A 24,742-nucleotide genomic window follows, 5' to 3' on the forward strand; every position below is an offset into this window, starting at 1 on the left:
CAGGCGTGCTCAGTTGCCGGCCCGGATGTACTCCACCGGGTTGACCGTGCGCCCATTGTAATGGACTTCGAAGTGGACATGGGGCCCGGTCGCCCGACCGGTCTGCCCCAGGTGGGCAATCACGTCTCCCTTCTGAACCATGTCGCCCACGGCAACCAGATTCTTCTGGTTGTGGGCGTAACGGGTGACATAACCGTTGCCGTGATTGATCTCCACCATTTTGCCATATCCGTAACGGCGTCCGGACCAGGTAACGACCCCGGCCGCCACGGCCATGACATTGGTGCCCTTGTTGCCGGCAAAATCAATGCCACCGTGCCAGGCTCGCCGGCCACTGAAGGGGTCCGTGCGGGAGCCGTACCCGGAAGAGACCCAGCCACCTTCGATGGGGCGTCCCTGGGGCCGCACCCTGTCCTGAACATTGCGATTCATGAGCAATCTTTCAAGGACGGAAAGCTGACGTTCCCGATCACGAATCTGGTTGGAAAGATCCTCGACGCTGTCCTCAACACCCATGCCGCCGACATCGCCAAGGGAAATATCGTCGAGCAGTTCTTCCGGACCACCCTGAGCGGGAATGGCCCCGAAATTGAACTCACCTTCTTCCAGCCCCGCCATCCGGGTCAGGCGCTCGCCCAGGGCATTGAGACGGGTCACCTGGGCCTGCATTTCGCCCAGCTGTGCATTGAGGGCGGCCAGCTTCATTTCCGACTCGCGGGTGACATGCTCCAGCTTGGCCCGCTCGGCGGCGAGTTCGGACTTCCAGCGCTGGGCCTGCTCCTCGGGGGTTTCCACGTAGTAGGCATGGACCAGCATGAAGGCAAGACCGAACATCAGGCCCAGGAACAGGACCAGACCGGAGAGGAAGGTGCTGAGATGGAGTGGCGATCCCAGATTGAACTGGCGGGACCCGCCCCGTCTTGTCCAGACGATAATGTTCATGCGGCTGCCAGTCTCCAGATGTAGAATGGATGTGGGTCGTCAAAGTTCGCGACCCGCTAGTATCGACATCCTTGCCGCCCAGGTCAAAACCCGGGTGTCGATTCCCTAAAATTGGCCCGAATCAGGTACATGGTGGACAGATTTCCCACATCACTGCAAGTCCGGCTGTCGCGAGCGGGTGGTTCCCTGGGACGACTGGTGTCTCAGGCCGGCCATCAGCTCAGCCTGCTGGAACAGGTCCGTGCCTGTTTTCCCAGCCCCCTGGACCGCCACCTGATCGGCGCCGAACGCCGCTCGGGCGAGCTGCAACTGGTCATGGACAGCGCCGCCTGGACTGCTCGAGCCCGCTACATGAGTGGCGAACTGAAACGGCGTCTGGCCCGTGAGCTCAATCCGCCGCCCCAGCGCATTAGCGTGCGCGCCGGCCATGTCGGCCGCGAAGCGGCGATCCCCGACCGGGCCGCCACCAGAGGGCAGCGGCGGGGCAAAAGATCCCTGAGCGGCAACAGTCGCGAGCATATTCGCGAGGTGGCCCGCTACCTTGACGACCCCGAGCTGCGCGAGGCCCTGGAACGTCTAGCGCGGGAAGGCGAATGAACGATGCCGAATACCCCCTCAGACGTCGATGACCGCCCACAAAAATGCCCCGCCGTGGCGGGGCATCCTGCCTGCCGAATCAGACCTCAGCCCATGGGATCAGAGCTGAACGGCCTGTACCGGCGTCATGTAGGAAATCGGGGCGTCCTCAACGTCATCGAAGGTGACCGCCTCCCAGGCTGACTCATCGGCAACCAGGGCACGCAGCAACTTGTTGTTGGTGCTGTGGCCCGAGCGGCAACCAGTGAAGGAGCCAATCAGGCTGTGGCCCAGCAGATAGAGGTCACCGATGGCGTCAAGCACCTTGTGCTTGACGAACTCATCCTCGTAACGGAGCCCATCCTCGTTCAGGATCCGGTAGTCATCCACCACGATGGCATTGTCGAGGCTTCCACCCAGAGCCAGGTTGCGCTCCCGCAGGGTTTCGATGTCACGCATGAAACCGAAGGTGCGGGCACGACTGACCTCCTTGACGAAGGACGTGGTGGAGAAGTCGATCAAGGCGTTCTGGCTGTGTTTCTTGAACACCGGATGCTGGAAATCAATTTCAAAATTCACCTTGAAGCCGTCGAAGGGTTCGAAAGCGGCCCACTTGCCCTCTTCCTCGACCCGTACGGGCTTCTTGATCCGGATGAACTGCTTGGGCGCATTCTGTTCCTCAATGCCGGCCGACTGCAGCAGGAACACAAAGGGACCAGCGCTACCGTCCATGATCGGCACTTCCGGTGCGCTCAGGTCCACATAGGCATTGTCGATACCCAGCCCGGCAAAGGCCGACATCAGGTGCTCAATGGTGGCCACGCGGACATCGCCCTGGACCAGGGTGGTGGAAAGCAGCGTATCACCGACATTCTCGGCGCGGGCCCGGATTTCCACCGGTTCCTCCAGATCCACCCTGCGAAAAACCACGCCGGTGTTGGGCTGGGCCGGACGCAGGGTCATGTAGACCTTCTCGCCGGTGTGCAGGCCCACGCCAGTGGCGCGGATCATGTTCTTCAGGGTACGCTGCTTCAGCATTCTTCTATTCACTCTCAGGCTCGGCAGCCACTCCGGGGGGACGGTCGCTGCCGGTCATACACGGCCGGATGAGACATAATCCCGGCCTTGTCTTTTGCATCGGGCAGGGGCAAGTGCCGCCGCACCGAGCGGATCGGCGGACATTATCACAGGCGCATATACCAATGCAAGTTCCTGATTCGCCATTTGTTCCGCCAATGTCGGGGAAACAGAACCCGTCCCGACCTCCGGGGATCGGCCCGGACGGGTTGTGCTCCGCCGAGCAGCGGCTCAGTCGGCCTGGCGGCGCAGAAAGGCCGGAATATCGAGATACTCCGATTCCTTCTCGCTGTCGGCGGCGAAGTTTTCACCACCTGCTGCCTTGCGACGCATCACTGCCGGCCGCTCCAGCTCGGCGTAATCCACCTGACCATCGTTGCCCCGCTTGACCACCTTCATATCCGGCTTCTCTCGGTTGGCCTGCGGCGCACCCAGGCCAGTGGCGACAACGGTCACCCGGATCTCGCTGCTCATTTCCGGGTCGATCACCGCCCCCACCACCACGGTGGCATCATCGGAGGCGAACTCCTTGACTGTCTGGCCGACCTCGTCGAACTCGCCAATGGCCATGTCCATGCCGGCGGTCACATTCACCAGGATGCCGCGGGCACCGGAGAGATCGATGTCCTCCAGCAGCGGGCTGGCGACGGCCGCCTCGGCCGCTTCCCGACCACGATTCTCGCCGGTGGCCACACCCGAGCCCATCATGGCCATGCCCATTTCCGACATCACCGTACGCACATCGGCAAAGTCCACGTTGATCAGGCCCGGCCGGGTGATCAGCTCGGCAATGCCCTGGCAGGCCCCCAGCAGGATGTTGTTGGCCGACTTGAAGGCATCCAGCAGGCTGGTCTGCTTGCCCAGCACCGACAGCAGCTTGTCGTTGGGAATGGTGATCAGGGAATCCACATTACGGGCCAGCTCCTCGATGCCGTTGCTGGCGGATTCCATCCGCTTGCCGCCCTCGAAAACAAAGGGCTTGGTCACCACGGCCACGGTCAGGACGCCCAATTCGCGGGCCACCTGAGCGACCACCGGCGCGGCCCCGGTGCCGGTACCGCCCCCCATGCCGGCGGTAATGAAGAGCATATCGGTACCCTCGATCACCTCGATCAGCCGGTCCCGGTCTTCCATGGCCGCCTGGCGACCGATCTCCGGGTTGGCACCCGCGCCCAGGCCCTTGGTGATATTGCAGCCAATCTGCAACTGGGTCTTGACGTTGGTGTTCTGCAGGGCCTGGGCATCGGTGTTGGCACAGATGAACTCCACACCCTCGATTCCGTTGTTGACCATATGGGACACGGCATTGCCACCGCCCCCGCCCACGCCGATCACCTTGATCACGGCGTTCTGACTGTATCCATCCATCAGCTCAAACATAACCTTCTCCCCGGTTTCGTCCGTCGTTACTGCCGAACAATAAAAATTCACTCATTGCTGCTTGAAGATCCGCCCCCTTGCAGGGGACGGGCCGACTTGTGTGCTGTATTAGAAATTGCCCTGGAACCAACTCTTCATCCTGTCCCACACCTCCTTGAAGCCACCGCTCATGCTGTCCTGCGGCCGACCGGCGCTGAGGCCACGACTGCCGAACAGCAGCAGGCCCACGCCGGTGGCGTAAACCGGATTGCGGACCACGTCGGACAGCCCCTGAACATGCTGGGGGGTGCCCAAACGCACCGGCATGTGGAATACCTCCTCGGCCAGTTCCACGGCCCCTTCCATCTTCGCGCTGCCGCCGGTAATCACCAGGCCGGCGGCGATCATGTCCTCGAATCCCGAGCGCCGGAGTTCCGCCTGGACCAGGCTGAACAGCTCCTCATAACGGGGCTCAACCACTTCAGCCAGGGTCTGGCGCGCCAGACGCCGGGCCGGCCGGTCACCCACGCTGGGGACCTCAATGGTCTCGTCAGGGCTGGCCAGCTGCGGCAGGGCGCAGGCGTACTTGACCTTGATTTCCTCGGCATGGTGAGTGGGGGTCCGCAAGGCCACGGCGATATCGTTGGTGATCTGGTCGCCGGCTATGGGGATCACCGCGGTATGGCGAATGGAGCCATCGGTAAACACCGCCATATCAGTCGTGCCGCCGCCGATATCCACGATGCAGACACCGAGGTCCTTCTCATCCTCGGTCAGCACCGAGTAACTGGAAGCCAGCTGCTCCAGGATGATGTCGTCCACTTCCAGGCCACAGCGACGAACACACTTGACGATGTTCTGGGCGGCACTGGCCGCGCCGGTAACCATATGAACCTTGGCTTCCAGACGAACACCGGACATCCCGACCGGTTCCCTTATCCCGTCCTGATCATCAATGATGAATTCCTGCGGCAGGATATGGAGTATCTTCTGATCCGCCGGAATGGCTACTGCGCGAGCGGCATCGATGACCCGCTCCACATCACCCGGTGTGACTTCCTTGTCGCGGATGGCGACAATCCCGTGGGAGTTGAGACTCTTGACGTGGCTGCCCGCAATCCCCGCGAAAACGGAATGGATCTCGCAGCCGGCCATCAACTCCGCCTCTTCCACCGCCCGCTGAATGGACTGGACCGTGGACTCGATATTGACCACCACCCCTTTCTTGAGGCCGCGGGATGGATGATGACCGATACCAATCACCTCCACCTGGTCCTCACCCTTGATCTCGCCGACGATGGCGACGACCTTGGAGGTGCCAATGTCGAGCCCGACGATCAGGTTCTTTTCCGACTTCCTAGCCATTACCTTGGTCCTCTGTCGTGTCGCCTCCCGAAGGGGCCACCGAAAAACCGTTGGTGTAACGCATATCGATATAATCCAGGCTGGCCATGGCAACCCGCTCGGTCCGAGCCAGGGCCGGCAAGGCGACCTGGGCAAAGCGCTCGAAGCGGCGCTCCCGGTCGGCCCGCCCCAGGCGTAACTCGGGCCCCGAGGCCAGCTCCAGCGTCCAGGCCCGGCGTTCGCTGAGGCGCAGTGCAACCGCCGATTCGCCATGGGGCGCCAGTTCCGCCTGCATTGCCTGCCAGGCCTCCAGGACCTCCGCCTCGCTGCCCTCGGGCCCGCTCAGTTCCGGCAGAAAACCCGGCTCCTGATGAATTTCCCGGGGCACGAAGAACTCACCGTCCTCGTTGAGAAAACCCTCCCGGTTCCACACCGCCGCCGGCACCTGCTCATGCACCGTCAAGGCCAGGGTCGAGGGCCATTGGCGACGGACGCTGACCGCCGCCACCCAGGGCTCGGCCTCCAGCTCCCGCCGCAGCTCAGCCAGATCGGCCCCGAAATAGCCGTCGTCCAGGATCGGCCGAACCCGGTCGCGCAAGACCTCAGCCGAGAGCTGGTGGCGTTCACCCTTGATCACCAGGGTCTCGAAGGCCGGGCCCTCCACTCGGGGCAACCAGTGCCAACCTGCGGCAATCAACACGCCGGCCATCAGCGCCACCACACTGCCCGGCAGCAGCCAACTGGGCAGTTCCCGAGCAGGCGCCTGTGTTGTTTTGCGTCTGCGCGCCTGACTCATCGCTGCACCTCCAGGGTCGCGGCCAGAATCCGCAGCACCAGGGCCTGGAAATCCAGACCTTCAGCCTCCGCCGCCATGGGCACCAGGCTGTGATCAGTCATGCCGGGGACGGTGTTGACTTCCAGCAGCCAGGGCTGGCCGTCACCATCAAGCATCAGATCCACCCGCCCCCATCCGGAACCGTCCACGGCCTCGAAGGCTTGCCGACAGAGACTCGCCAGCTCGGCCTCTCGGGCCTCATCCAGGCCACAGGGGCAGTGATAGCGGGTGGTGTTGGATTCGTATTTGGCCTCGTAGTCGTAGAAGACATTGGGTGTTTCCAGACGAATCAGGGGCAGCACCCGGCCATCAAGGACGGCAGCGGTGTACTCCGGGCCGTCGATCCAGCGCTCCAGCAGGACCTGCTCGTCCAGGCGGCTGGCCTCACTCCAGGCTCGCTCCAGCTCACTCAGGTTCTCGACCCGGCTCATGCCGATACTGGACCCTTCCCGCGAGGGTTTGACGATCATGGGAAAACCCACCTGCTCGGCGGCAGCAGCGAGATCCTCACGATGACGAGCCAGGGCATAGGGCGCGGTGGGCAGGCCCTCGGCCTGCCACAGGCGCTTGCTGCGCAACTTGTCCATGGCCAGGGCCGACCCCAGGACGCCGCTGCCGGTATAGGGGATACCCAGGGTCTGCAGCGCCCCTTGCATGGTGCCGTCCTCGCCGCCACGCCCATGGAGAACGATAAAGGCGCGATCGAAACGGCCGGCGGCCAGGCGCACCAGGCCCTCCTCCGCCGGATCCAGCGGTTCGGCATTCACACCCGCCTGGCGCAGGGCCTGCAGCACGGCCTTGCCGCTCTTGAGCGACACCGGCCGCTCCGCTGAATCGCCACCCAGCAGAACGGCGACGCGGCCCAGGCGCTTGATCAGCTCATGATTTTCCATCAGCGCCTCCCTGCTGTTCTGCCGGCAGTCGTCCCGGCAGCGCCGCCGAAATGGCGCCAATGTCCCCGGCCCCCATGGTGAGGACCAGATCACCGTCCTGGAGGACACCGGCCAGGGTATCGGCCAGCTCCGCCGCCAAGTCCTCGCTGGCGGAGACAAACACCGGATCGACCTTGCCTCGCGCCCGCACGCTGCGAGCCAGGCTGCGACCATCCGCGCCCGGCACCGGCACCTCGCCGGCGGCATAGACCTCGGTCAGGACCAGGACGTCGGCCTCCGAGAGCACTTCGCTGAAATCCTCGAACAGGTCCCGGGTTCGGCTGTAACGATGGGGCTGAAAGACCAGCACCAGGCGGCGCTCCGGCCAGCCCTCACGAGCCGCTGACAGGGTTGCCCGCAATTCACTGGGGTGATGGCCGTAATCGTCCACCAACAGCGCCGTGCCGCCAGCAGCCCCGATCTCGCCCTGAACCTGGAAGCGACGCCCGATGCCCTGAAAGTGATCAAGGGCATCGCGGATGGCCTCCTCCGAGATCTCCAGCTCGCGGGCAACCGCGATTGCGGCCAGGGCATTGAGATAGTTATGTCGGCCCGGCAGGTTGAGACGTACCGACAGGGTGCCGCCATCGGCAAAGGCGACCTTGAAGTGGCTGCCCGCACCCTCCGGCCGGTAATCGAAGCCACGCACGTCGGCATCCTCGGCGGTGCCATAGCTGATCAGGGAACGGTTGACCTCGGGCAAGATCTCCCGGACACCCGGATCATCCACGCAGACCACGGCCAGACCATAAAAGGGCAGATTGTGCAGGAACTGCACGAAGGCCTCGCGCAAGCGCCGGTAGTCACCCTCATAGGTCTCCAGGTGATCGGCATCGATATTGGTGACCACGGCCATGATCGGCTGCAGGTGCAGGAAACTGGCATCACTCTCGTCCGCCTCGGCCACCAGCCAGCGGCCGCCGCCCAGACGGGCATTGGCGCCGGCACTGTTGAGCCGGCCGCCAATCACGAAAGTGGGATCCAGGCCACCCTCGCCCAGCAGACTGGCAATCAGGCTCGTCGTGGTGGTCTTGCCGTGGGTGCCGGCAACCGCCACCGCACGCCGGAAGCGCATCAACTCGGCCAGCATCTCCGCCCGCGGCACCACCGGGATGCGTGCATCACGGGCGGCCTGAACTTCCGGGTTGTCGTCGGCCACCGCCGAAGAAATGACCACCACATCGACATCTTTGACATGGGCGGCGTCATGACCACGGAAGACCCGAATGCCCAGTTCGGCCAGTCGCCGGGTGACGGCCGAATCACGCAGATCGGAGCCGCTGACCGCATATCCAATGGTATTCAGCACCTCGGCAATCCCGCTCATGCCGGTGCCGCCAATGCCCACCATGTGAATGTGATGGATACGATGCATGCGGTCACTCATGCCCCACCTCCCCGGCGCTCTGCGGCCACGGCTTCGCAGGCATCGGCCACCACCTGGTCGGCATCGGGCCGCGCCATCAGACGCGCCCGCTTGGCCATCTCCAGCAGTTGTGAACGATTCCCCAGCAAGGGTTCCAGCAATTCCTTCAATTCACCGGCCTCCAGACGATCCTGGGGCAGCAGGCGGGCGGCCCGAGACGCTTCCAGAAACTCGGCATTGGCGGTCTGATGGTCATCCACCGCCGCCGGGAAGGGAATCAGGATCGAAGCCACGCCCGCAGCGGCCAACTCGGAAACAGTCAGCGCCCCGCTCCGGCAGATGGCCAGATCTGCCCAGGCCCAGGCTTCCGCCATGTCATCAATGAAGGGCAGGACTTCCGCCTCGCCCCCCAGCGCTTGCCAGTGCTCACGGGTCTCCCCTTCCCAGCCCCGACCACATTGGTGACGAACCGCAAGGGCGACATCGCCACCGTGCGCGGCCAGGGCAGCCGGCACATGCTGATTGAGTGCCCGTGCCCCCCGGGAACCGCCCACGATCAGGACGCGGATGGGGCCGCTTCGCCCGGGCAAGCGGCGCTCCGGCGGGGTCGTTTGAGTCACCGCCCGACGAACCGGATTGCCCACCGTTTCAGCGCCCACCTTGTCCGGGAAGCTGCCCGGAAAACCACACAGCACACGCTGGGCGAAATGGGCCAGGACACGATTGGTCAAGCCGGCGATGGCATTCTGCTCGTGAATCACCAGCGGCACCCGCAGCAGGCGGGCAGCCAGTCCACCCGGTCCGCTGGCAAAACCGCCCATGCCCAAAACCATGTCGGGGCGTCGGCGACGCAGCACCCGCAGGGCCTGCCAAACGGCCCGGCTCAGACGCAAGGGCAGCAACAGCCAGCCCAGGAGCCCACGCCCCCGGATGCCACTGACCTGGATGCAATCCAGTTCAATCTCCCGATCCGGCACCACACTGGCCTCCAGACCGGCACGGGTGCCCAGCCAACTGACCTCCCAGCCACGCTCACGGAGACAATCGGCCACTGCCAGCCCGGGAAAGACATGGCCGCCGGTGCCGCCGGCCATGATCACGATATGCCCTCGACTCATGCCCGCACCTCCCCGCGGCTTTGCCGACGCCGGTTGCTCACCGGTGTCAGCTCCCGCGAAACGCGCAGCACCAGAGCCAGGGCACCCACGGTGACCAGCAGGCTGGAGCCGCCGTAGCTGATCAGAGGCAAGGTCAGCCCCTTGGTGGGCAGCAGGCCCATGTTCACGCCCATGTTGATACCGGTCTGTACCGCCAGCCAGATGGCGATACCCCAGGCAACATAGGCACCGAAGAGCTGCCCCTGTTGCCAGGCCAGTGAGCCAATGCGAAAGCAGCGCCAGACCAGATAGGCGAACAGCCCCATGAGCACCAGGATGCCGATCAGGCCCACTTCCTCGAACAGGACCGCGAAGATGAAATCGGTGTGGGCTTCGGGCAGGTAGAACAGCTTCTGCACGCTGCCGCCAAGGCCCACGCCCCACCATTCCCCCCGGCCGATGGCAATCAGGGACTGGGTCAGCTGAAAACCGCTGTTGAAGGGGTCGGCCCAGGGATTGAGGAAGGTGGTCATGCGCTCCACCCGATAGGGTGAGGAAAAGGCCAGCCCGGCCATGACCATGGCCCCTGCACCACCCAGAAAACTGAAATCCCGAATGCGCACGCCGCCAAGAAACAGCAGGGTCAGGACAGTGACCAGCAGGACAATGGCGGCACCGAAGTCCGGCTGCAGCAGGAGCAGGAAGCAGGCCAGGCCGACAACCAGTACCGGCTTGAAGAAACCGGCGAATCGCTCACTGAGTTCCTGCTGGCGCCGCACCATGTAGCCGGCCACATAAAGCAGCAGAAGAATGCGGGCCGGCTCGGAGACCTGCAGGTGGAAGGGGCCCACCGCAATCCAGCGCATGGCGCCGTTGACCTCTTTGCCCAGGCCGGGCACCAGCACCAGCAAGAGCAGGAAAAAGGCCAGCAGCATCAGCGCCAGGCCCGAACGCGCCCAGAGCCGCAGGGGAATCTGATAGATGATGAAACCGCCGATCAAGGCCAGCCCCAGAAAGGCACCTTGACGGCGAAGATAGTAGAAGGGATCACCCAGGTTGCGATCGGCAATGGAAATGCTGGCGGACGCCACGGCAATCAGGCCGATCATGACCAGGGCAGCGGCAACGGCCAGCAGCCGGCCATCCAGGCCGTGACCAATTCGATACAACCAGCGCTGATCGGTCACTGCCACGCTCATGCCCGCACCTCCCGAGCCTGAACGGCTTGCTCGAAGGCTTGTCCCCGCGCGGCGAAATCACGGAACTGATCGAAGCTGGCACAGGCGGGGGACAACAGGATCACATCACCCTCATGCGCCATCTCGGCGGCAGCGCTCACCGCCGCCGGCATGTCGGCGGCCCGACGCAGCGGCAGATCCGTGGGAGCCACGGCGCTGAGCTGGTCGGCGGCCTCGCCGATCACTACCAAGCCCCGTGCCGAACGGGCCAGGGCCGGGCCCAGGGGCGCAAAATCCTGCCCCTTGGGCTGCCCACCCGCGATCAGCACGACAGGGGCATCCAGGCCGGCCAGGGCGGCCAGGGTGGCACCGAGGTTGGTGGCCTTGGAATCGTTGATCCAGCGCCGGCCGTCACGGCTGGGGACGGTCTGCATTCGGTGCGGCAGGCCGGAGAAGGTCTCCAGCCTGGCCAGAACCTCGTCCATCGCATAGCCAAGCAGTTCCAGGGTGGCCAGTGCTGCCAGCAGATTGAGCTGATTGTGACGGCCCGCCAGGGGCAGACGGTCTGCGGCCACCAGGCGGCGTTCACCGCGAACCAGCCAGAGGCCATCATCCGCCTCAAGCAGGCCATACTCGGTCTCGCCCCTGGGTTGGCCGGCGCCGAACCAGACCACCGAGGACGCATCGCCGGCCATGGCCGCGACCCGCGGGTCATCCCGGTTCAGCACCAGGGTACGGGATTGGCCCACCAGGCGGGCCTTGGCGGCGGTGTATTGGTCCATGTCGCCATGGCGGTCCAGATGGTCTTCGCTGACGTTCAGCACCACGCCGACCCGGGCATCCAGACTGCTGGTGCTCTCAAGCTGAAAACTGGACAGCTCCAGCACACAGAGCTTCGGCTCGCTGGCCAGCAGATCCAGTGCAGGCTGGCCCAGGTTGCCACCGGCAAATACGCCGGCCGCCTCACCACCGGCCAGATGAGCGATCAGGCTGACCACGGTGCTCTTGCCATTGGAGCCCGTGACCGCGACCAACGGGGCCTGGTGATGACGAGCGAACAGTTCCACATCGCCAATGACTTCAAGACCCTGAGCCCGAGCCTGTTGCAACAGGGGAAGATCGGCGGCTACGCCGGGGGAAAGCAGGATGCGCTCACAGCCTGTCGGCGGCTGATCGGGAATCGCGCCCTGCCAGTCAGCGGCGGGATACTCGCGGTTCAGACGCTCCAGCATGGGCGGCCGGACACGGCTGTCCACCACCGCCACCGACTCGCCCCGGGCGAGCAGATGACGAACCAGCGACAGCCCGGTGCGGCCGAGGCCGATCACCAGATTTTGCCGTGGCTGTTTGTCCGCGATTGCCGCCATCTAGCGCTACACTCCTACCGCAGCTTGAGACTGGAAAGACCGATCAACACCAGAATCACGGTGATGATCCAGAAGCGCACGATCACCCGGGGCTCGGGCCAGCCCTTCAGTTCGAAATGGTGATGCAGCGGCGCCATCCGGAATACGCGCCGCCCGGTCAACTTGTAAGATGTGACCTGCACAATCACCGACAGGGTTTCCACCACGAATACCCCGCCCATGATCACGAGAATGATTTCCTGACGGGTAATCACTGCCAGCGTGCCCAGGGCAGCGCCCAGGGACAGCGCCCCGACATCCCCCATGAATACCTGGGCCGGATGGGTGTTGAACCACAGAAAGCCCAGACCGGCGCCCACCATTGCGGCACAGAAGACCACCACCTCACCGGCCCCGGGGATGAAGGGAATCCCCAGGTAGTCGGCGAACACCAGGTGACCGGAGGCATAACCGAAGATCCCCAACCCCCCGGCCACCATCACGGCCGGCAGGATGGCCAGGCCATCCAGGCCGTCGGTGAGATTGACCGCATTGCTGGTACCGACGATCACGAAATAGGCCAGCAGGACATACAGGCCGCCCAGGGGGATGAGGACATCCTTGAGGAAGGGAATGAGCAGCGATGTCTCGGGGCCATTCCCCGCCGGAGCGGTGAAATAAAGAAAACCAGCCGTGGCCAGGGCAGCCAGGGACTGCCAGAAAATCTTGCTTCGAGCGGACAGGCCCTTGGAATTTCCAAGTGCCAGCTTGCGCCAGTCATCCACCCAGCCGATGGCACCAAATGCCAGCGTGACCCCGATCAGGACCCAGGTATAGCGGTTCTCAAGGTCCGCCCACAACAGGGTGCTGACCGTCACGGCCAGAAGAATCAGCGCTCCACCCATGGTGGGCGTACCGGCCTTGACCAGGTGGCTCTGGGGCCCGTCGTCGCGAACCTGCTGACCAATCTGGTAGCGGCTCAGGTGTCGAATCATGGCCGGCCCCACCACAAAACAGAAGGCCAGCGCCGTCAGCACCCCGAGAATGGCGCGCATGGTCAGATACTGGAATACAGAGAATCCAGTGTGGAACTGGGTCAGATATTCAGTCAGCCAAAGCAGCATCTCAGCCTCCCCTCCCGGTCATGAGCGCCGGACGGTCCCGGAGGCTGTCAATCAGCCGCTCCAATCCCATGGCACGTGACCCCTTGACCAACAGGGTCACGTCCTCGCGCAGTTCCTGGCGGAGAATCTCCACCAAACGATCAACCCGGGCATACAGCTCGGCCCCGGCGCCGAAGGCGGCCGCGGCCTCGGCGGCGAGGTGACCGATACAGAACAGCCTTTCCACGCCGGCCTCGCGAATCAGGTGACCGGCCTGACGATGAGCCTCGGCCGCCCCCAGCCCCAGCTCGCCCATGTCGCCGAGCACCACCCAGCGGGGTACGGGCCGTTGCTGCAGCCACTCCAGGGCTACCGCCAGGGAGCCCGGGTTGGCGTTGTAACAGTCATTGACCAGCAGGCTGCCGTTGACACCCGACAGCGGCTGAAGCCGGCCGGGCTCGGGGCGGACTGCCGCCAGACCGCGGGCAATGACGGCCGGCGGCACGTCCATGGCGACGGTCGCGCAGATGGCGGCCAGGGCATTTTGCAGGTTGTGCCGCCCCGGCAGGGCCAGATTCAGATCGAGGGCGCCGGCCGGCGTGGCGACCTGGGCACGAATGCCCTGCTCGTCCAATGCCGCCTCGCCTTCGATATGGACATCACCCCGATGGAGGCCGAACTCCAGTCGCGGACGGTCGCCGGCCAGCTCACGCCAGACCGGGACCCGGGGATCGTCGGCATTGAGCAGGGCAGTACCGTGAGCCGGCAGGCCGGCAATCAGCTCTCCCTTGGCTCGAGCCACACCGTCCAGATCGCCGAAGCCTTCCAGATGGGCGGGCCCGGCGTTGGTAATCAGGCCCAGGTCCGGCTGTGCAATAGCTGCCAAGCGGGCAATCTCGCCGTGATGGTTCGCCCCCATCTCGACCACCGCGGCACGATCCTCCGGTCGCAGGCGCAGCAGGGTCAGGGGCAGACCAATCTCATTATTGAAGTTGCCCTGGGTCGCCAGAATCTTGCCCGGCCACTGGGCTTCCAGAACCGCGGCGATCAGGCTGCGCACCGTGGTCTTGCCATTGGAGCCGGTCACGCCCACCAGGGGCCCCTGCAAGGTTTGTCGCCACCAGGCGGCAAAGCGCCCCAGGGCAGCCACAGTGTCCTCCACCACCACTTGCGGCCCACCCAACGCCGATAGATGGCGGGAAACCAGCACCGCGCAGGCGCCCTCTTGAAGGGCGTGGGAAGCGAAATCGTGTCCGTCGAAGTTTGGCCCGGCAATGGCGACAAAGAGGTCGCCGGCCTGGAGGCTGCGGCTGTCGGTGCAGACCCGATCGAAGGCCAGGTCATCGCCATGCAGGCGCCCACCCGTCTGCTCGGCCAGCATTGCCAGGGTCCATCGGCTCATGATCTTTCCTCCCCGGCCAGATCTCGGGCCAGCTCACGGTCGCTGAAGGGATGGGCCTGATCACCCACGATCTGAACGCTTTCATGGCCCTTGCCGGCCACCAGCACGATGTCGCCGGGACGGGCTCGCGACCAGGCCTCCTTGATGGCCTCCGCTCGATCCCGACAGACTCGCCCGGCGCGGCCAGTGCCACGCAGGATATCGGCCACGATCTGCTCACCCGCTTCGCCGCGGGGGTTGTCGTCGGTGACGATCACCTCGTCGGCAAGCTGAGCCGCAATCCGGCCCATCTGTGGGCGCTTGGCCCGGTCGCGGTCACCGCCGCAGCCGAACACGCACCACAGGCGGCCGCGCAGATGCTCCCGCAGGGCCTCCAGGGCCTTGGCCAGGGCATCGGGGGTGTGGGCATAATCCACCACCAGCAGCGGCTGGCGACCACCGCCAAATCGCTCCATTCGACCCGGTACCGGCGGGACACGGGACAGCGCCTCGGCCAGCGGTGCGCTGGCCACCCCTTCCAGGCGCAGGGCGGCGAATACCGCGGCAATGTTGGCGGCGTTGAAACGACCCAGCCAGGAGGAGTCAATCTCGGCCTCGCCCAGGCTGCCGCGAATGACAATCTTCAGGCCCTGCGAGTGGGGGTGCGCCTCATACTGCAAGGCATCCCCGGCCTCGGCCGCGAGCACCTGCTGGCTGAAGAACAGGCGCCTCACCCCCGGCGCCAGGGCCGAGACCATGTAGTCAGCCCAGTAGTCATCGCCATTGATCACCGCCCAGGACAGACCGGGATGGCGGAACAGCCCCTGCTTGGCCTCCGCGTAGGCGCTTTCACTGCCGTGGTAGTCCAGGTGATCGTGGCTGAGGTTGCTGAAAATGGCGCCGCGAAAATTGACTGCCGCAACCCGGTGCTGGGCCAGGCCATGGGAAGAGACCTCCATGGCCACATGGCGTACCCCTTGATCCCGGAGATTGGCCAGGTGCGCCTGCAGACTCACCGCATCGGCCGTGGTGTGGCTGGCGACCGCGAGCGCGCCGGGCCGGCCGACACCCAGGGTGCCAAGACTGGCCGCAGGCATCTGAAGGGCTTCCAGGGTCGCCGCCATCAGCTGAACCATGGAGCTTTTGCCATTGGTTCCGGTCACCCCGATGACTGCCAGTGAGCGGGAGGGATCACCAAAGTAGCGAGCCGCGATCAGACTGGCGTGACGGGACAGGCCCGGAACCGGGATCAGCGGCACCGACAAACTGGGTGGCTGACGATTCCCGGCGGGCTCGAACAGGACCAGGCCGGCACCCCGCGCCACCGCCTCCTCGACATGATCAATGCCATGCCGCCCGGAGACACCGGCACAGGCCAGAAACAGGCCCCCAGGCTCAAGCTGGCGACTGTCCAGACTCAAGCCCATGGGCACCCAGTGGGCATGCTGGCCGGGGTCGGCCAGGCCACTCAACAGCTCGGCCAGGGTCACCGCTTGTAGCTGCTCGGCGGCCATCATGAGTCACCCCCCGCCCGCAGGATGACGCTTTCCATGCCGGCTTCCACTCGATCACGGGGCACATCCAGCAAGCGCATGGCGTCGCTCATCACCTGGCTGAACACCGGCCCGGCGACGGCACCGCCATAGAATTCCTCACCGCGTGGGTTGTCGATCATGACCACGCCCACCAGGCGGGGCCGGGACGCGGGAATGGCGCCGACAAAGACGGATTGATACTCGTCGTCGGCGTAGCCGCCGGGTCCGCTGCGCTTCACCGTTCCGGTCTTGCCAGCGACCCGATAACCATCAACACGAGCGCGCAGCCCGGTGCCACCGGGCTCGGTCACGGCCTCCATCATGGCCATCAGCTCTGCCGCCAGTCCGGCCGAAATTACCCGCCGGGGTGACGGCGTATTCTCCCGATGCAGCAGGCTTGCCTCAGGCATTTGCCCCTCATTGGCCAGGGCGGCATAGGCCTGGGCCAATTGCAGTGCGGTCGTGGAGAGGCCATAACCATAGGACAGGGTCACCCGGCCGATGTCGCGCCATTCCTGCCAATGCCGGATGCGACCGGGGGCCTCGCCAGGGAAGGCGCTGGTGGTCAGTTCACCGATGCCGAAACGGGTCAGAGTGCGCCACAGGGCTTCCGGCTCGGTTTTCAGGGCAATCTTGGTCGCCCCGATGTTGCTGGACTTCTGCATGATCCCGGTGAGATCCAGCTCACCGTAGTCGCGAATATCACGGACCGTATGGCCAGCCACCCGCATCTGGCCGGGGCTGGTGTCGAATCGAGCGTCGGAGCGAATATCCCCGGATTCCAGGGCGGCGGCCATGACGAAGGGTTTGATCGCCGACCCGGGTTCGATCAGATCCAGAGCCGCTCGGTTCCGCATCTGGGCAGGAGAAACATTGCTGCGGCTATTGGGGTTGTAACCGGGCTGGCTGGCCATGGCCAGCACTTCCCCGCTGCGCGGATCCATCAAGACAATGGCACCGGAGTCGGCGCCGTGCTCCCGCACCGCAGCCTTCAATTCCCGGTAGGCCACGTACTGCAATCGAAGATCGATACTGGTAACCAGATCCGCACCCGGCCGTGGCGAGCGAATATTCTCCACGTCCGCAATCACCCGGCCAAGGCGATCGCGCATCACGCGCTTGGCACCCGGCTTGCCTTGCAACCAGCCATCAAAAGCCAGCTCGAGACCTTCCTGACCCTGGTCGTCAATATTGGTGAAGCCCAGCACATGGGCGGCCACCTCGCCGGCAGGATAGAAACGACGGTACTCGCGCTGGCTATAGACGCCGGGAATGCCAAGACTGATCACTGCCTCGGCCTCTTCCGGGGCGAGGTGGCGACGCAGGTAAAAGAATTCACGATTCAGTCGGGCTTCAAGCCGCATGCGCAGACGATTGGGCGACAGATCCAGGGCCTGGGCCAGTTCGTCCAGGCGCTCTCCCGCCGCCAGCAATTCACCGGGGTGAGCCCAGAGGGAGTCCACCGGGGTACTCACCGCCATGGGCTCACCGTGTCGGTCGGTGATCATGCCGCGGTGAGCGGGGACCTCCACCACCCGCATGTGACGGGCCTGGCCCTGATCCTGGAGGAAATCCCGGTCCACCACCTGCAGCTCCACCGCTCGAGCGAGCAAGGCGAAGCCTGCCAGGAGGAATGCGGTGAGAACCGCTCCCCGGCGCCATCGCCCTTCTTGTTGCTCGCGTTTTTTCATGGTTCCACCAACACCACTTCCACATCCACTGGCCGCCGCATCTCCAGCTCATCCCGGGCAAGCCGCTCGATTCGTCCCTTGGTGGCCCAGGCGCTCTGTTCCAGCTGCAAGCGCCCCCAGTCCACATTGAGTTCATCCCTTTCCGCTTCCAGGGCCTGCAGCTCCACAAACAGCACCCGCCCCTCGTGCCTCGTCCAGACCAGACTGATGGCACTGAGCAACAGCAGCATCACCACCACCGCAATGGCACCTCGCAGGCTCACGGGCGACGCTCCGCGACCCGCAACACCGCGCTACGAGCACGGGGGTTGCGATCCAGCTCGTCGGCCTCGGCCCGCTGCGCCCGTCCGATGGCACGGAAGGGCGGCGGTGCGGCCTCGGGCAGGGGCACACCCGCCACCACCTTGGGCCCGTCACTGCCGCCGCGAATGAACTGTTTGACCCGGCGGTCCTCAAGAGAATGAAAACTGATCACTGCAATTCGACCACCCGGCGCGACAATATCCGGCAACTGGGCCAACACCTGGTCCAGGGCTTCCAGCTCCCGATTGATTTGGATCCGGATGGCCTGGAAACTGCGGGTTGCCGGATGGCGTCCGGGCGGGGCCGAGGGCACGGCGGCGCGAATGATTTCCGCCAGCCTGGCCGTATCCTCAATCGGTGCCTCGGCCCGCTGGGCAACAATGGCGCGGGCAATTCGTTTCGCGAAACGTTCCTCGCCATAGACCCGCAGGACCCTGGCAATTTCCTTTTCCTCGGCCCGCGCCAGCCAATCGGCTGCACTCTCCCCGCTGTCCGGATTCATGCGCATGTCCAGGGGACCGCCGGCGGAAAAGGCGAAGCCCCGCGCCGGATCGTCCAACTGCGGCGATGACACGCCGATATCCAGCAAAACGCCATCCACCCGCCCATCGAGACCAAGCTCAGCGACAAGCTCGCCCATCTCGGCAAAGGATCGATGGTGAATGGAGACCCGGTCGTCATCCGCAAAATTTTCGCGTGCATGGGCGATCGCTTCCGGGTCCTGGTCAATCAGGACCAAGCGACCACCCTCACCCAGGCTGGTCTGCAACAAGGCCGCATGCCCACCCCGGCCGTAGGTACCATCCACGTAAATACCCCCGGGACGGAGGGCCAGGGCGTCGACAGCGGCTTGCGCCAACACCGGCAGGTGATCTTGGCTGACTGCTTGCCTTGGCGGCATATGCCTCGCCTCCACCGCTCCCGCGGAGCGGTTTCGCCCATCCGATCCAGCACCCACCGTCACAGGGACAGGGATTCGAGTTCGGCTGGCAGCTCCAGGTTCTCGTCGTCCAGCTCCTCCTGCATCCAGGCCTCGCGCTGCTCCTTCCAGCGCGCCTCATCCCAAAGCTCGAACTTGTTGCCCTGGCCGATCATGACCACTTTCTTTTCCAGTCCCGCGAATTCCCGCAGCGGCCCGGGCAGAAGCACGCGACCATGGCCATCCATTTCCACCTCGGTGGCATGCCCGACCAGCAGACGTTGAAGGCGGCGAGCCTGGCGATTGAAACTGGGCAGACGATTGAGCTTGCGCTCGATCTCCTCCCACTCCGACAAGGGATAAATCAGCAAACAGGCATCACGATCCACGGTGACCACGAGTTGCCCCTCGTGCTCTGCCCGCAGATGCTCTCGATACCGGGACGGAATGGCCATCCGTCCCTTGGTATCCAGCGCAATATTGTTGACGCCTCTGAACACCGTGCCGCCTTGCTCCCTGCGTTACGAGTGAGTGTCTGACCGGGACTATCTGAATCGGGTCCTGTTGGATTCGAGTCAGGATCGCGCCGGCGAGAGGTGAATTCGGGTCGGGGCCCTTGCCCCATTTTTCCCCACTTTTCACCACTTCATGACACTATAGGTAGCGTTTCTACCTACTGTCAAGGAAAAATCCCACCGCCAGTCAAATAGTTACGGCAATTTCCCACCCTTAACCCACGTCCATCATGGAGCGAAAAATCAGTCACTTACGGGGACTAGTTCAGGCGGGATTGGAAGAGTGTCGACAGGAATGGTCAGTGACGGGTGAGCACAAAAAAGGCCGCCTCCCCTGGGAAGCGGCCTTTCTCGGCGGATAGCAAGAGTCGGCCTGTAAGCCGGGTTCTGTCGAGGACGGTCATTCCTCTGGGTCGGACGTCACCGTCCGCCTCAAGCAGCCTACCCGGGAACCCGTGCGGGCCGCACGTTGCGCACCGAAGCGCTCGCTCCCCTATTTGGCCTTGCTCCGGGTGGGGTTTACCGTGCCGCGAGCTGTTGCCAGCCGCGCGGTGCGCTCTTACCGCACCTTTTCACCCTTGCCTGTGCCCCGAGGGGCCATCGGCGGTCTGTTTTCTGTGGCACTTTCCGTGGGCTCACGCCCCCCAGGCGTTACCTGGCACCCTGCCCTGCGGAGCCCGGACTTTCCTCCGCGGATCGGATCAGATCCGATTCGCCGCGACCGCCCGGCCGACTCCAGGCGCATTGGACACCGAATCACCCCGGCGGTTCAAGCCCAATCCTGATAATCGGCCAACCATTTCTCATAGCGGCGCCAGCGCGCCACCGCATGGCGGTAGAACGGCTGGCGGACCTGCCAGACACTGGGGGTCTCGACACGGTTGCGACTGGATTCATGGCCTGGCCCCGAATCCCCGCTCACCCCCAGGAAATCACGCAACTCACGACCTTGCCCCTCGGGATCTGTCACCAGGGCCTCGTAATCCAGGTCCAGGATGCGATCCGGAAACAGGGTCCGCCATTGGGCCATCAGGTCTTCATACAGAGCACGAAAATGGAAGATATCGTCCAGATCCGTGGTATAGGCGAATCGCTCGGCGAAGTTCTCGAAATAGATGGATACCGCCACATCCAGAGGGTGGCGGCGCAGGTTCACCACATGCCCCCGGGGAAAGAGGAGCAGAAACAGGCCGATGTAAAAGAAATTGGTCGGCACCTTGTTGATGATACGCTCCCCGGAGAAATTGATGAATCCACGAAAGTATTCCAGATAGGCCTCGGCGAAGGCATCCAGGTCAAAATCCTGGCCCCGCTGCAAGGCCTGAAACACCGTTTGCCCCTGGGGAATCCTGGCCATGGTCCGTTCAAAGGCGGGGACCTCACCGCCGGGATAAAAGCGGGGATTGTCCGCCAGCATCTGCTCCACCAGCGTGGTGCCACTGCGCGGCATGCCAACGATCAGCAGGGGGGCTTCGGATCGATCGCTGCGACGACCGTCGGCCAGGGCCTGGCGCGCGGATGCCAGGACCAGGTCCTTCTGCGCCTCCACCGCCCGCCGATCATGGCCGGCCAGGCGACGCTTGAGGCCGTTGGCTTCGCGAGCCGCTTGCCAGGCGGCATCGTAATCGCGCCAGTCATTGAAAACCTTGGCACGGGCAAAATGCAGCCGGGCACGATCGGGATTCTTCTGCCCCGGGACATCGGCCCGCTCGATCCAGTCCAGGATATCTTCCCCAGGCTCGAAGCGCCGGCACTTGACCAGGCCGGCGATGGCCCCACTTCGATGGGGCTCGGCTTCCAGTACGGCGCGATAACGGCGCTCGGCCTGCTCAAAGTCTCCCGCCTGCGCGTCGAGGGAGGCCAACTGGACGGCCGCCGTGGCATCACCGGCATTGTGCGACAACAGATGCAAACAAGCCTGGCGTGCCGTTTCGGGATCCCGACCTTCCACGGCCAGACGGGCCAGATGCCCCCAGGCCTGTCGGTCTCCCGGGGATTGCTCGGTCGCAATTCTTGCCTGCGCGATTGCCGGCCCAAAACAATCCTGCATGAAGTAAAGCGTGGAGAGATCCAGGCGCTGCCTTGGGTCAAGATCACAGGCGGCTGCTCGCCCCAACAGATCGAGGCTTTCAGTGTGGCGACAAAGGGCCATTGCCAGGCGGCCACCGTGCAGCAGCACCAGTGGATCGTTGTTGCCGGCCGATGTCAGTCGACGAATCGCCTCATAGGCAGCCTGGGGATCACCCTGCTTCTCCCTTGCCAACGCCTGATCGAGCTGCATTGATGTCGACACCTCAGTTTCCCTTCTCGCCGCTGGAACCATCACTGTCTGACTGGATGGCCAAAAGCCGCTTGTAAAGCCGGTTGCGTGGCAGGCCACTGACCTCGGCGGCCACCCGGGCCGCCTCCCGTGGCGGCAAGCGGCCAGACAGTGCCCGCAACCAGGCATCCACTTCGCTCTGCTCGGCGTCTGCCGAGTCCGCGGCTGCCCCGCCCACGATCAGTACAAGCTCACCCTTGCGGGCCTGCGAAGATTGCCTGGCCCATGCCAACAGCTCGGACAGGGTGCCATGCCTGAGCTGCTCATGCAGCTTGCTGATTTCCCGGCCAAGGAAGGCCGGGCGATCCGGCCCGAAGGCCTTCGACATGGCCTCCAGTGATCCCGCCAGTCGGTGAACGGATTCATAAAAGATCAATGTCTCCGTCGCCGCCGACAGGGACTGGAAATAGCGTGCCCTCGCCGTTGTCTGGCGAGGCGGAAAACCCAGAAAGCGGAACGGCTCCGGCGGCAATCCGGACACGGAAAGGGCCGCGATGGCGGCGTTTGGGCCGGGGATGGGGCAAAGATCAATGCCGGCAGCCACCGCCGCGCGAACCAGCGGAAAACCCGGATCACTGAGCAGCGGCGTGCCGGCATCGGAGATCAGAGCCAGGCTCTCGCCCCCGCGCAGTGCCTCGATCAGGCCTTCCACCCGCGCATTCTCGTTGTGCTCATGCAGGGAAATCAGCTGCCCGCGAATACCAAAGCGGGAGAGCAGGCGCCGGGCATGGCGGGTGTCCTCACAGGCAATCCGGTCCACGCTGGCAAGCACCTCCCGCATGCGGGGCGAGGCATCAGACAGATTGCCGATGGGCGTGGCGACCACGTAAAGCTTTCCGCTATCAGACAAGAAACAACCTCCCCGGGGAATGGCAAGTCGACAGCCTGTCGCAAACAGGCGGTATCCGGTGGTCCGGCCTGATAAGATAAGGCACTTAGCTCCCACCCCTTGCAATCAGGACGCCGCCGAGCACGCAAGCATGATGACAAGCGCACAGCATAAGCCAAGCCCCCCGCAAACTGCAGCCATTCTGCGCCCCGCCGGCCTGTTGCTGGCAGCGCTGCTGCTCTGGTCCTGCGCGCCCACGCCGGTGGAGCGCGAACCGCTGCCGGAGACCGAAATCGAACTCATGGCCGACAGTGCCGAGTTGATGCGGGATACCGGCGACCCGGAAGCGGCGGCGTCCATTTATCAGGAAATCGCGGCCAGCGTCCCGGACGCGGAGCGGCCGAAGTGGCTATTCCAGGCCATGGAGGCCTGGATTGAAGCCGGCGAAACCGATCGGGCCCGGGGCATTGGCGGCAGCCTGGTCCCGGCCGAGCTGCCCCGTGAGGAACGGTTTCGCCTGGCGGTCACCCTGGCCCGTGCTGATCTGATGGATAATCGGCCACAGGAGGCCCTGGCCCGCATCGACGTGCGCGAGGAAGGCATTCCACGGGCCGTCGCCCCCGAGCTCCTGGCGGTCAGGGGCGAGGCCCGCTTCCGCCTTGAGGATGCCGTCGCCGGCATCGCTGACCTGCAGCGCCGAGCGGACCTCCTGGGCGGGGACGACCGACTTGCAGCCCTGCAGACCATCTGGGACCGCCTCATGGCTCTGCCATCACTGCCCGACCGTGAACAGGCGGCTGGCCGGCCCTTGATCAGCGGCTGGCTCAACCTGGCCCGTGCCGGCCAGCAAAGCTGGCAACGCCCCGATCAGTTTGACCGCGCGGTGGCCGAGTGGGAGGCCCTGCACCGCGACCATCCGGCAAGCGAACTCATGGACCAACTGCTGGCCGACCACCGGGAACGCTTCCGCTATCCGGACCGGGTTGCCCTGCTACTGCCCCTGAGTGGACGATTCGCCGCCCCGGCCGAGGCGGTGCGCGATGGATTCCTGGCGGCCCATTTCAATCAGCCCGGCACCCGCCGGCCCGCGGTCCGGGTTTACGATACCGGCGATGAAACAGAGGGTGTTCTGGAGGTTTATCAGCAAGCGGTAGCGGACGGCGCCGGTATTGTCATCGGCCCCCTTACCCGCCCGGCACTGTCCGAGCTTAGACGTGCCGAGGATCGGCCCGTGACGGTGCTGGGCCTGAACTACCTGGATGAAGAAGAAGGCGGCGTTGACGGCCTGGTGCAGTTTGGCCTGCGGCCCGAGTCCGAAGCACGCCAGGTCGCCCAGCGCATGGTACGCGAAGGCCATCGGCACAATATTGCCCTGATCCCTGAGACCGAGTGGGGCTACCGCATGCTGGATGCCTATCGCGAGGCACTGGCGGACATGGATGCCGAGCTGCTGGACTTTGAAAGCTACCTGCCCCAGCAGCGGGATTTCTCCGACCGCATCACGCGCTTGATGGGTCTGAATCGCAGCCATGACCGCCGCCGGGAGCTGGCCGGCGTGGTTCAGGAATCGCTGGAATTTGAACCGCGCCGCCGACAGGACATTGACGGGATTTTCCTCGCCTCCCAGGATGGCCAGGCCTCGCTCATCAAGCCCCAGCTTCGCTTCCATCGCGCCATCGGCATCCCCGTATTTGCCAGCTCCCATGTCTATCGCCCCGGACAATCGGCGGACACGGACCTGGACGGTATTCGCTTCGCGGATATGCCCTGGTCCATCGCCCAGGAAGGGGAGGCCCGTGATGAACGGGAACGGATATCCGGACTCTGGCCGGAATTGTTTGATCAGCACGGGCGCCTGTTTGCGCTCGGTTTCGATGCCTATCGCCTGGTCCCGGTACTGAGCAACTTCGAAGATCCCCTGCGCCCGCCCCTGGCCGCCATGACCGGTGTATTGAGCCTGGACGAGCACAATCGGGTTCAACGTGAATTGGGCTGGGCCATGTTTTCACGCGGACAGCCCATCCCTCTGGAGCCCATTGAGGAACAACCACAGATCCCGGAGCCGGCGCCCCTTGACCTGGAAGCCCCCTGAGG

21 protein-coding genes and 1 other RNA gene are annotated in these 24,742 nt (G+C 64.5%); 2 read left to right on the forward strand and 20 right to left on the reverse strand.

Annotated elements, in window-relative coordinates; all coding sequences use genetic code 11:
• Positions 1–9: 9 nt before the first annotated feature.
• The gene (locus VCB98_RS03255; protein WP_346050441.1) at positions 10–942 is read right to left on the reverse strand and encodes a peptidoglycan DD-metalloendopeptidase family protein; all 933 of its coding nucleotides are present in this window, start codon (positions 940–942) and stop codon (positions 10–12) included.
• Between the two features lie 129 nt (positions 943–1,071).
• On the opposite strand from VCB98_RS03255, the gene VCB98_RS03260 reads away from it, so the two are divergent.
• Positions 1,072–1,539, forward strand: coding sequence for a DciA family protein (locus VCB98_RS03260; RefSeq protein WP_346050443.1), 468 nt, complete (start codon positions 1,072–1,074; stop codon positions 1,537–1,539).
• Between the two features lie 99 nt (positions 1,540–1,638).
• Here VCB98_RS03260 and lpxC read toward each other — a convergent pair whose 3' ends face one another.
• The 19 genes from lpxC to rsmI all read right to left on the reverse strand — a co-directional run bounded on the left by lpxC (position 1,639) and on the right by rsmI (position 22,669).
• Positions 1,639–2,556 (reverse strand): UDP-3-O-acyl-N-acetylglucosamine deacetylase, encoded by a 918-nt coding sequence (gene lpxC, locus VCB98_RS03265; protein WP_346050445.1) that lies wholly within the window; start codon positions 2,554–2,556, stop codon positions 1,639–1,641.
• Between the two features lie 270 nt (positions 2,557–2,826).
• Positions 2,827–3,975 (reverse strand): cell division protein FtsZ, encoded by a 1,149-nt coding sequence (gene ftsZ / locus VCB98_RS03270; RefSeq protein ID WP_346050447.1) that lies wholly within the window; start codon positions 3,973–3,975, stop codon positions 2,827–2,829.
• Between the two features lie 108 nt (positions 3,976–4,083).
• Positions 4,084–5,319, reverse strand: a complete 1,236-nt coding sequence (gene ftsA / locus VCB98_RS03275; protein WP_346050449.1) for a cell division protein FtsA — start codon at positions 5,317–5,319, stop codon at positions 4,084–4,086.
• The gene (locus VCB98_RS03280; RefSeq protein ID WP_346050451.1) at positions 5,312–6,094 is read right to left on the reverse strand and encodes a cell division protein FtsQ/DivIB; all 783 of its coding nucleotides are present in this window, start codon (positions 6,092–6,094) and stop codon (positions 5,312–5,314) included. The genes ftsA and VCB98_RS03280 overlap by 8 nt, the downstream gene beginning before the upstream one ends.
• Complete coding sequence (locus VCB98_RS03285; protein ID WP_346050453.1) at positions 6,091–7,026, reverse strand: D-alanine--D-alanine ligase; 936 nt, start codon at positions 7,024–7,026, stop codon at positions 6,091–6,093. The genes VCB98_RS03280 and VCB98_RS03285 overlap by 4 nt, the downstream gene beginning before the upstream one ends.
• Positions 7,013–8,452: a UDP-N-acetylmuramate--L-alanine ligase gene (murC, locus tag VCB98_RS03290; protein ID WP_346050455.1), complete on the reverse strand. Its 1,440-nt coding sequence runs from the start codon at positions 8,450–8,452 to the stop codon at positions 7,013–7,015. Before murC ends, VCB98_RS03285 begins: the two co-directional genes overlap by 14 nt.
• Positions 8,449–9,549 carry an undecaprenyldiphospho-muramoylpentapeptide beta-N-acetylglucosaminyltransferase gene (murG, locus tag VCB98_RS03295; RefSeq protein WP_346050457.1) on the reverse strand — a complete coding sequence of 367 codons (1,101 nt, stop codon included), beginning with the start codon at positions 9,547–9,549 and terminating at the stop codon, positions 8,449–8,451. Before murG ends, murC begins: the two co-directional genes overlap by 4 nt.
• Positions 9,546–10,727 carry a putative lipid II flippase FtsW gene (ftsW, locus tag VCB98_RS03300; RefSeq protein WP_346050459.1) on the reverse strand — a complete coding sequence of 394 codons (1,182 nt, stop codon included), beginning with the start codon at positions 10,725–10,727 and terminating at the stop codon, positions 9,546–9,548. Before ftsW ends, murG begins: the two co-directional genes overlap by 4 nt.
• Entirely contained in the window at positions 10,724–12,073 is a 1,350-nt protein-coding gene (gene murD, locus VCB98_RS03305; RefSeq protein WP_346050461.1) for a UDP-N-acetylmuramoyl-L-alanine--D-glutamate ligase, read from the reverse strand. The genes ftsW and murD overlap by 4 nt, the downstream gene beginning before the upstream one ends.
• A gap of 14 nt (positions 12,074–12,087) precedes the next feature.
• Complete coding sequence (gene mraY / locus VCB98_RS03310; RefSeq protein WP_346050463.1) at positions 12,088–13,176, reverse strand: phospho-N-acetylmuramoyl-pentapeptide-transferase; 1,089 nt, start codon at positions 13,174–13,176, stop codon at positions 12,088–12,090.
• Between the two features lies 1 nt (position 13,177).
• On the reverse strand, positions 13,178–14,557 hold the full coding sequence (locus tag VCB98_RS03315; RefSeq protein ID WP_346050465.1) for a UDP-N-acetylmuramoyl-tripeptide--D-alanyl-D-alanine ligase: 1,380 nt from the start codon (positions 14,555–14,557) through the stop codon (positions 13,178–13,180).
• On the reverse strand, positions 14,554–16,053 hold the full coding sequence (locus tag VCB98_RS03320; RefSeq protein WP_346050467.1) for a UDP-N-acetylmuramoyl-L-alanyl-D-glutamate--2,6-diaminopimelate ligase: 1,500 nt from the start codon (positions 16,051–16,053) through the stop codon (positions 14,554–14,556). The genes VCB98_RS03315 and VCB98_RS03320 overlap by 4 nt, the downstream gene beginning before the upstream one ends.
• Positions 16,050–17,762, reverse strand: coding sequence for a peptidoglycan D,D-transpeptidase FtsI family protein (locus tag VCB98_RS03325; RefSeq protein WP_346050469.1), 1,713 nt, complete (start codon positions 17,760–17,762; stop codon positions 16,050–16,052). The genes VCB98_RS03320 and VCB98_RS03325 overlap by 4 nt, the downstream gene beginning before the upstream one ends.
• Complete coding sequence (ftsL, locus tag VCB98_RS03330; RefSeq protein WP_346050471.1) at positions 17,759–18,025, reverse strand: cell division protein FtsL; 267 nt, start codon at positions 18,023–18,025, stop codon at positions 17,759–17,761. The genes VCB98_RS03325 and ftsL overlap by 4 nt, the downstream gene beginning before the upstream one ends.
• A complete protein-coding gene (gene rsmH, locus VCB98_RS03335; protein WP_346050473.1) occupies positions 18,022–18,966 on the reverse strand; it encodes a 16S rRNA (cytosine(1402)-N(4))-methyltransferase RsmH in 945 nt (314 codons plus the stop codon). The genes ftsL and rsmH overlap by 4 nt, the downstream gene beginning before the upstream one ends.
• Before the next feature lie 59 nt (positions 18,967–19,025).
• The gene (gene mraZ, locus VCB98_RS03340; RefSeq protein ID WP_346050475.1) at positions 19,026–19,484 is read right to left on the reverse strand and encodes a division/cell wall cluster transcriptional repressor MraZ; all 459 of its coding nucleotides are present in this window, start codon (positions 19,482–19,484) and stop codon (positions 19,026–19,028) included.
• A gap of 375 nt (positions 19,485–19,859) precedes the next feature.
• An RNA gene (gene rnpB, locus VCB98_RS03345) (RNase P RNA component class A) lies at positions 19,860–20,236 on the reverse strand.
• A gap of 32 nt (positions 20,237–20,268) precedes the next feature.
• On the reverse strand, positions 20,269–21,792 hold the full coding sequence (locus VCB98_RS03350) for a tetratricopeptide repeat-containing sulfotransferase family protein (RefSeq protein ID WP_346050477.1): 1,524 nt from the start codon (positions 21,790–21,792) through the stop codon (positions 20,269–20,271).
• A gap of 1 nt (position 21,793) precedes the next feature.
• On the reverse strand, positions 21,794–22,669 hold the full coding sequence (gene rsmI, locus VCB98_RS03355) for a 16S rRNA (cytidine(1402)-2'-O)-methyltransferase (protein ID WP_346050479.1): 876 nt from the start codon (positions 22,667–22,669) through the stop codon (positions 21,794–21,796).
• 130 nt (positions 22,670–22,799) lie between these two features.
• Between rsmI and VCB98_RS03360 the strand changes: the two genes are divergently transcribed.
• The gene (locus VCB98_RS03360) at positions 22,800–24,740 is read left to right on the forward strand and encodes a penicillin-binding protein activator (RefSeq protein ID WP_346050481.1); all 1,941 of its coding nucleotides are present in this window, start codon (positions 22,800–22,802) and stop codon (positions 24,738–24,740) included.
• Positions 24,741–24,742: the final 2 nt, after the last annotated feature.

Source organism: Natronospira elongata, from assembly GCF_034931365.1.
Lineage (GTDB): Bacteria > Pseudomonadota > Gammaproteobacteria > Natronospirales > Natronospiraceae > Natronospira > Natronospira elongata.

What these genes read in the sequence shown, in the direction of transcription:
- murC (WP_346050455.1), bottom strand. Translation starts at nt 8,452, where the DNA reads ATGAGTGACCGCATGCATCGTATCCATCACATTCACATGGTGGGCATT.
- mraY (WP_346050463.1), bottom strand. Translation starts at nt 13,176, where the DNA reads ATGCTGCTTTGGCTGACTGAATATCTGACCCAGTTCCACACTGGATTC.
- VCB98_RS03315 (WP_346050465.1), bottom strand. Translation starts at nt 14,557, where the DNA reads ATGAGCCGATGGACCCTGGCAATGCTGGCCGAGCAGACGGGTGGGCGC.
- lpxC (WP_346050445.1), bottom strand. Translation starts at nt 2,556, where the DNA reads ATGCTGAAGCAGCGTACCCTGAAGAACATGATCCGCGCCACTGGCGTG.
- ftsW (WP_346050459.1), bottom strand. Translation starts at nt 10,727, where the DNA reads ATGAGCGTGGCAGTGACCGATCAGCGCTGGTTGTATCGAATTGGTCAC.
- VCB98_RS03285 (WP_346050453.1), bottom strand. Translation starts at nt 7,026, where the DNA reads ATGGAAAATCATGAGCTGATCAAGCGCCTGGGCCGCGTCGCCGTTCTG.
- VCB98_RS03320 (WP_346050467.1), bottom strand. Translation starts at nt 16,053, where the DNA reads ATGATGGCCGCCGAGCAGCTACAAGCGGTGACCCTGGCCGAGCTGTTG.
- murG (WP_346050457.1), bottom strand. Translation starts at nt 9,549, where the DNA reads ATGAGTCGAGGGCATATCGTGATCATGGCCGGCGGCACCGGCGGCCAT.
- rsmH (WP_346050473.1), bottom strand. Translation starts at nt 18,966, where the DNA reads ATGCCGCCAAGGCAAGCAGTCAGCCAAGATCACCTGCCGGTGTTGGCG.
- murD (WP_346050461.1), bottom strand. Translation starts at nt 12,073, where the DNA reads ATGGCGGCAATCGCGGACAAACAGCCACGGCAAAATCTGGTGATCGGC.
- ftsA (WP_346050449.1), bottom strand. Translation starts at nt 5,319, where the DNA reads ATGGCTAGGAAGTCGGAAAAGAACCTGATCGTCGGGCTCGACATTGGC.
- VCB98_RS03255 (WP_346050441.1), bottom strand. Translation starts at nt 942, where the DNA reads ATGAACATTATCGTCTGGACAAGACGGGGCGGGTCCCGCCAGTTCAAT.
- VCB98_RS03325 (WP_346050469.1), bottom strand. Translation starts at nt 17,762, where the DNA reads ATGAAAAAACGCGAGCAACAAGAAGGGCGATGGCGCCGGGGAGCGGTT.
- VCB98_RS03280 (WP_346050451.1), bottom strand. Translation starts at nt 6,094, where the DNA reads ATGAGTCAGGCGCGCAGACGCAAAACAACACAGGCGCCTGCTCGGGAA.
- VCB98_RS03260 (WP_346050443.1), top strand. Translation starts at nt 1,072, where the DNA reads ATGGTGGACAGATTTCCCACATCACTGCAAGTCCGGCTGTCGCGAGCG.
- VCB98_RS03360 (WP_346050481.1), top strand. Translation starts at nt 22,800, where the DNA reads ATGATGACAAGCGCACAGCATAAGCCAAGCCCCCCGCAAACTGCAGCC.
- ftsZ (WP_346050447.1), bottom strand. Translation starts at nt 3,975, where the DNA reads ATGTTTGAGCTGATGGATGGATACAGTCAGAACGCCGTGATCAAGGTG.